Genomic DNA, 6,039 nt, shown 5'->3' with positions numbered 1-6,039 from the left:
CGGCACTCACCAACCGCCGCTCCCCCGGAACCGAACCAACCCCACTCCAGCCCGTCCGGCGTTTGAGGACACCGGCACTCACCAACCGCCGCTCCGCCGGAAGCCGGACCAATCCCAGCCCGTCCGGCGTTTGAGGACAAGCCACGGCCGCAGGCCGGACAACCTCACACCAAACCCGAAGGCACCGTCGCAAGGCCATTCGCCTCGCGGATCACCTCCACGATCCGCCCCATGATGTCCGTGATCCCGAAGTCCTTCGGCGTGAACACCGCCGCCACCCCCTGCGAGCGCAGCGTGACCGCGTCGGCGGAAGGAATGATCCCGCCCACGATCACCGGCACGTCCCCGATCCCCGCGGAGCGCATACGCGAGAGCACGTCCGGAATCAGCTCCAGGTGCGACCCGGACAGGATGGACAGCCCCACACAGTGCACGTCCTCCTCCACCGCCGCCGCGACGATCTGCGCCGGAGTCAGCCGAATCCCCTGGTAGACCACCTCGAACCCGACATCGCGCGCCCGCACCGCGATCTGCTCGGCCCCGTTCGAGTGCCCGTCCAGCCCCGGCTTGCCGACCAACAGCCGCAACCGGCCGCCCAGTTCCTCCCCGGCCCGCCGCACGGCGCCCCGCACCTCGGCCAGCCCCGCGCCGTCCTGCACGCCGACCACGCCGGACACCCCGGTCGGCGCCCGGTACTCGCCGAACTCCTCACGCAGCGCCTGCGACCACTCGCCCGTGGTCACTCCCGCCCGGACACACGCCAAGGTGGCCGGCATCAGGTTGACCGCCGCCGCGGCCTTCCACGACCGCGCGTCCTCGCGCAGCCGGGCCATCGCCGCGGCCACCGCCTCCGGGTCCCGCGCCGTGCGCCACGCCTGGACCTTCTCGATCGCCGAGCGCTCGGCGTCCGGGTCGGCGCTCATGATCGCCGCGTCCAGGTCCGCGGTGAGCGGGTTCTCCTCGGTGGTCTCGAAGCGGTTGACCCCGACCACCACCTCCTCGCCCGCCTCGATCCGGGCCCGCCGAGCCGCGTGCGAGCCGACCAGTTGCGACTTCATGTAGCCCGACTCGATCGCCGCGACCGCGCCGCCCATCGCCTGGACCCGGTCGATCTCCGCGCGGGCGCCCGTCACCAGGTCGGCGACCTTGGCCTCGATCACATGCGAACCGTTGAAGATGTCGCCGTATTCGAGCAGGTCCGACTCGTACGCCAAGACCTGCTGGATCCGCAACGACCACTGCTGGTCCCACGGCCGCGGCAGACCCAACGCCTCGTTCCAGGCCGGCAGTTGCACCGCCCTCGCGCGGGCGTCCTTGGACAGCGTCACGGCCAGCATCTCCAGCACGATGCGCTGGACGTTGTTCTCCGGCTGCGCCTCGGTCAGGCCGAGCGAGTTGACCTGCACGCCGTAGCGGAACCGGCGCTGCTTGGCGTCCTGTACGCCGTAGCGCTCCAGGGTCAGCTCGTCCCAGAGCTGGACGAACGCCCGCATCTTGCACATCTCCTCGACGAACCGCACGCCGGCGTTGACGAAGAAGGAGATCCGCTGGACCACGTCGCCCATCCGGTCCGCCGGCACCTGGCCCGAGTCGCGGACCGCGTCGAGCACGGCGATCGCGGTGCACATCGCGTACGCGATCTCCTGCACCGGGGTCGCGCCCGCCTCCTGGAGGTGGTAGCTGCAGATGTTGGTCGGGTTCCACTTGGGAATGTGCGAGACCGTATACGCCACGGTGTCGGTGATCAGCTTCAGCGAGGGCCCGGGCGGGAAGACGTAGGTCCCGCGCGACAGGTACTCCTTGATGATGTCGTTCTGCGTGGTGCCGGTGAGCTTGGCGATGTCCGCGCCCTGCTCCTCGGCGACGACCTGGTAGAGCGCGAGCATCCACAGCGCGGTCGCGTTGATCGTCATCGAGGTGTTCATCTCCTCGACGGGGATCCCGTCGAGGAGCTGCCGCATGTCGCCGATGTGCGAGATCGGTACGCCGACCTTGCCCACCTCGCCGCGCGAGAGTTCGTGGTCGGGGTCGTAGCCGGTCTGGGTCGGCAGGTCGAAGGCCACCGACAGACCGGTCTGACCCTTGGCGAGATTGCGCCGGTACAGCGCGTTGGACGCGGTGGCCGAGGAGTGGCCGGCGTACGTGCGCATCACCCAGGGACGGTCGCGCGTGATCGGTGCGGCCTGCTCGGCCGAAGCGGCTCGCTCGGCCGAAGGGGAGGGCGGGGCCGCCGAAGAGGGCGCGGCCGGCTGCGAGGGCTGAGCTGAGGGCGTCTGGCTCGCCACGGAATACCTCCGGAGGTTCCGGACCGACCGGGGTTCGGCGACTACCGGCCTGGGCTATCCCGCTGGTCCGCTGTCACCGCGCCTGGTGCGGCCCTGCTTACCACGGAGTGTACTGACGGGTAACCGTCCCGGACAGGGTGTGTTCGACCACAGCACGCAAGCCGTTGCCCGCCCGGCCTGACACTGTGTCGGCTCGGACGACCGATTCGCCCAGGTCAGGCGGCTGCCGGTTGGCGGAGCGTGAGGATGCGGTGCAATCGGGTCAGCACCAGTACCCGGTGCACATCCGGGTTGACGCCGGTCAAAACCAGCCGACGCTCGCGCCGGCCCGCGCGTCGATGCGCGCCCACGATCAGGCCCAGGCCGGTGGTGTCCAGGGCGGGTACTCGGGTGAGGTTGAGAATCAGGTCGCCCTCACCGTTGTCCAGCGCCTCGTGCAGCGCCAACCGGACATCGGCGGTGGCCCGCACGTCGAGCGCGCCTTCCAAGTGCAACTCGCGCGGGTCGCCCCAAACGCGCATCGTCTCCTCCTGGGGGAGTCCGTCCGTTCGATGACGGTTCGACTTCCCAGAAGAACACCCAAAACCCGATAATCCTCACTCATCACATCGGACTTCACTCATACAGGTGACGAATCATCAGATGATGCGCCGACTGCGCATCCGCCCTTGGGCCAACGGCCGCCCCGGGCCCCGGTGATCGGAGCCGGGACCGAGTCCGGAATCGAACCCGGCCCAGGTCCCGGAATCGAACCCCGGAGCGGCCGTCGAGCACCCGCCGAGCGCCCGCGGGGCAACCCGGATCGGCGGCGGCACCGAACCGACTCAGTAGTCGTAGAAACCCTTGCCGGTCTTGCGGCCCAGGTCGCCCGCCGCGACCATGCGGTTGAGCAACTCCGGCGGCGCGAACTTCTCGTCCTTGCTCTCGGCGTAGATGTTGCTCGTCGCGTTGCGCATGATGTCCACGCCGGTGAGATCGGCGGTGGCCAGCGGCCCCATCGCATGGCCGAAGCCGAGCTTGCAGGCGATGTCGATGTCCTCGGCGGTGGCCACGCCCGCCTCGTACAGCTTCACCGCCTCGACGGTGAGCGCGGTGATCAGCCGAGTGGTCACGAAGCCGGCCACGTCGCGGTTGACCACGATGCAGGTCTTGCCCATCGCCTCGGCCAGTTCGCGGGCGGTGGCCAGCGTCGCGTCCGAGGTCTTGAACCCGCGGACCAGCTCGCACAGGCTCATCAACGGCACCGGGGAGAAGAAGTGCATGCCCACGACCGACTCCGGCCGAGCGGTGACGGCGGCGATCTCGGTGATCGGGATCGCCGACGTGTTGCTCGCGAGCACCGCGCCGGGCTTGCAGATCCGGTCCAGGTCGCGGAAGACGTCCTGCTTGACCTCGACCTTCTCGAACACCGCCTCCACCACGACGTCCGCGTCGGCGACGGCGTCGAGGTCCGTGGTGGTGGTGATCCGGGCGAGCGCCGCCGAGGCGTCCTCGGCGGTCATCCGCCCCTTGGCGGTGAACTTCTCGTACGAGGCCGCGATCCCGCTCAGCCCACGCTCCACGGCGGCGTCGGTGACATCGCGCAGCACGACGTCGTAGCCGGCCTGGGCGGCGACCTGGGCGATGCCCGACCCCATGAGCCCGGCCCCGATGACGGCGATCTTGTTGGTCACTGCGCTACCTCTCCAGTACACGATCCCGAGCCGACGTCCGCACGAACGTCCTTCGCCCGGGAGCGTAGCCGCAGCGGTCGCCGCCGACGACGGACCCCTACCTGACGGCCCGTCAGAAACGCGAGGTACTCTCCGGCTCCGGCTCCCGGACGATCTTCGCGCCCAGCGACTGGAGCTGCACCTCCAGTCCGGTGTAACCGCGATCGATGTGGTGCACCCCGCTCACCGTGGTGTCCCCGTCGGCCACCAGACCGGCCAGCACCAGACCCGCCCCGGCCCGGATGTCCGCGGTCAACACCGGTGCTCCGGAGAGCTGTTCGACCCCGCGCACGATCGCGTGGTGCCCGTCGGTGCGAATCGAGGCGCCCAGCCGGAGCAGTTCCTGCAGGAAGACGAACCGCGCCTCGAAGAGGTTCTCGGTGATCATCGCCGAGCCCTCCGCGATCGAGTTCATCGCGGCGAAGAACGGCTGCATGTCGGTCGCGAACCCGGGATAAGGCAACGTGACCACATCCACGGCCTTGGGTCGCCGGTCCATCACCACCCGGAAGCCGTCCCGTACGTGCGACACCTCGGCACCGGCCAGGGTCAGCTTGTCGAGCGCGATCTCCAGGTGCTCGGGGTGCGCGTTGCGCACCGTGACGTCGCCGAGCGTCATCGCCGCGGCGACCGCGAACGTGCACGCCACGATCCGGTCCGGCACGGTGCGGTGGCGTACCGGCTTGAGCCCCTCGACACCCTCGATCTCGATCGTCGAGGAGCCCGCCCCCTCGATCCGCGCGCCCATCTCGGTGAGCATCGCGCAGATGTCCACGATCTCCGGCTCACGCGCCGCGTTGTCGATCACCGTCCGGCCCTGTGCGAGCACCGCGGCCATCAGGATGTTCTCGGTCGCGCCCACGCTCGGGAAGTCCAGCCAGACCGTGGTGCCCTTCAACCCGTTCGGCGCCTTGGCGATCAGCACGCCGTGCGAGTTCTCCACGGTCGCGCCGAGCTTGACCAGCCCCTCGATGTGCATGTCCAGGCCGCGCGAGCCGATCGCGTCCCCGCCCGGATAGGCCACGTGCACCTCGCCGCAGCGCGCGAGCAGCGGCCCGAGCACACAGATCGACGCGCGCATGCTGCGCACCAGGTCGTAGTCCGCCTCGAAGCGCGGCGCGGCCGGTACGTCGATCCGCACCGTCCCGGTGGTCTCCCCCTCGACCTCACAGCCCAGCCGCCTGAGCAGCTCGCTCATGATCTCCACGTCGAGGATCCGGGGCGCCTCCTCGAGCACCGTGGTGCCCTCCGCGAGCAACGCGGCAGCCATCAATTTGAGCGCGCTGTTCTTCGCGCCCGTGATCCGCACCTCGCCGAAGAGTCGCTGACCACCTGTCACCCGGAACCTGTCCATCGGAGAATCGTACTGATTCCCGGACCCCTCCACGGACCGCGCCAAGCACGGACGAAGCGCGCTCCAGGAAGCCCTTCGGACGATCCGCGGCGGACCGGCACTAGGGTTCGGTCATGGTCAACCTCACCCGGATCTACACCCGCACCGGCGACGACGGCACCACCGCGCTGGGCGACATGTCGCGCACGTCCAAGACCGACCCTCGGCTCGCGGCGTACGCCGACGTGGACGAGACCAACGCGGTGATCGGCGTCGCGCTGTCCCTCGGCAACCTGGACGAGGACGTCGTCGCGCTGCTGACCCGCGTCCAGAACGACCTGTTCGACCTGGGCGCCGATCTGTCCACCCCGGTCGTCGAGGACCCGAAGTACCCGCCGCTGCGCGTGGAGCAGAGCTACATCGACGCGCTGGAGACGGCCTGCGACGAGTACAACGAGAACCTGGAGAAGCTGCGCAGCTTCATCCTCAACGGCGGCACGCCCGGCGCCGCGCTGCTGCACCAGGCCCGTACCGTCGCCCGCCGCGCCGAGCGCACCACGTGGGCCGCCCTGGAGGCACACGGCGACTCGATGAACCCGCTGACGGTGAAGTACCTCAACCGCCTGTCCGACCTGCTGTTCATCTTGGCGCGGCACGCGAACCGCGAGGTGGGCGACGTGTTGTGGGTGCCCGGCGCCAACCGCTGGCG

5 protein-coding genes are annotated in these 6,039 nt (G+C 69.6%); 1 reads left to right on the top strand and 4 read right to left on the bottom strand.

The annotated features are described in order from the left end of the window. Nucleotides 1-164 precede the first annotated feature (164 nt). From ACZ4FV_RS39490 to murA, 4 genes are all read right to left on the bottom strand, one after another. A complete protein-coding gene (locus ACZ4FV_RS39490) occupies nucleotides 165-2,150 on the bottom strand; it encodes a protein meaA (RefSeq protein WP_465325477.1) in 1,986 nt (661 codons plus the stop codon). Nucleotides 2,151-2,500: 350 nt separating this feature from the next. Next, nucleotides 2,501-2,806, bottom strand: a complete 306-nt coding sequence (locus tag ACZ4FV_RS39485; RefSeq protein WP_395865968.1) for an STAS domain-containing protein — start codon at nucleotides 2,804-2,806, stop codon at nucleotides 2,501-2,503. 303 nt (nucleotides 2,807-3,109) lie between these two features. Further along, nucleotides 3,110-3,958 (bottom strand): 3-hydroxyacyl-CoA dehydrogenase family protein, encoded by an 849-nt coding sequence (locus tag ACZ4FV_RS39480; protein ID WP_395865970.1) that lies wholly within the window; start codon nucleotides 3,956-3,958, stop codon nucleotides 3,110-3,112. Nucleotides 3,959-4,070: 112 nt separating this feature from the next. Beyond that, entirely contained in the window at nucleotides 4,071-5,351 is a 1,281-nt protein-coding gene (gene murA, locus ACZ4FV_RS39475) for a UDP-N-acetylglucosamine 1-carboxyvinyltransferase (protein WP_395865972.1), read from the bottom strand. 113 nt (nucleotides 5,352-5,464) lie between these two features. Here murA and ACZ4FV_RS39470 point away from each other — a divergent pair. After that, nucleotides 5,465-6,039 (top strand): cob(I)yrinic acid a,c-diamide adenosyltransferase (locus ACZ4FV_RS39470; RefSeq protein WP_465325469.1); only part of this gene is annotated, 575 nt, incomplete at its 3' end.

The sequence above is a fragment of the Embleya sp. NPDC025285 genome, from assembly GCF_055558835.1.
Note: the sequence above shows the minus strand (reverse complement) of the source record. Positions and strands in the feature narration are given on the sequence as shown.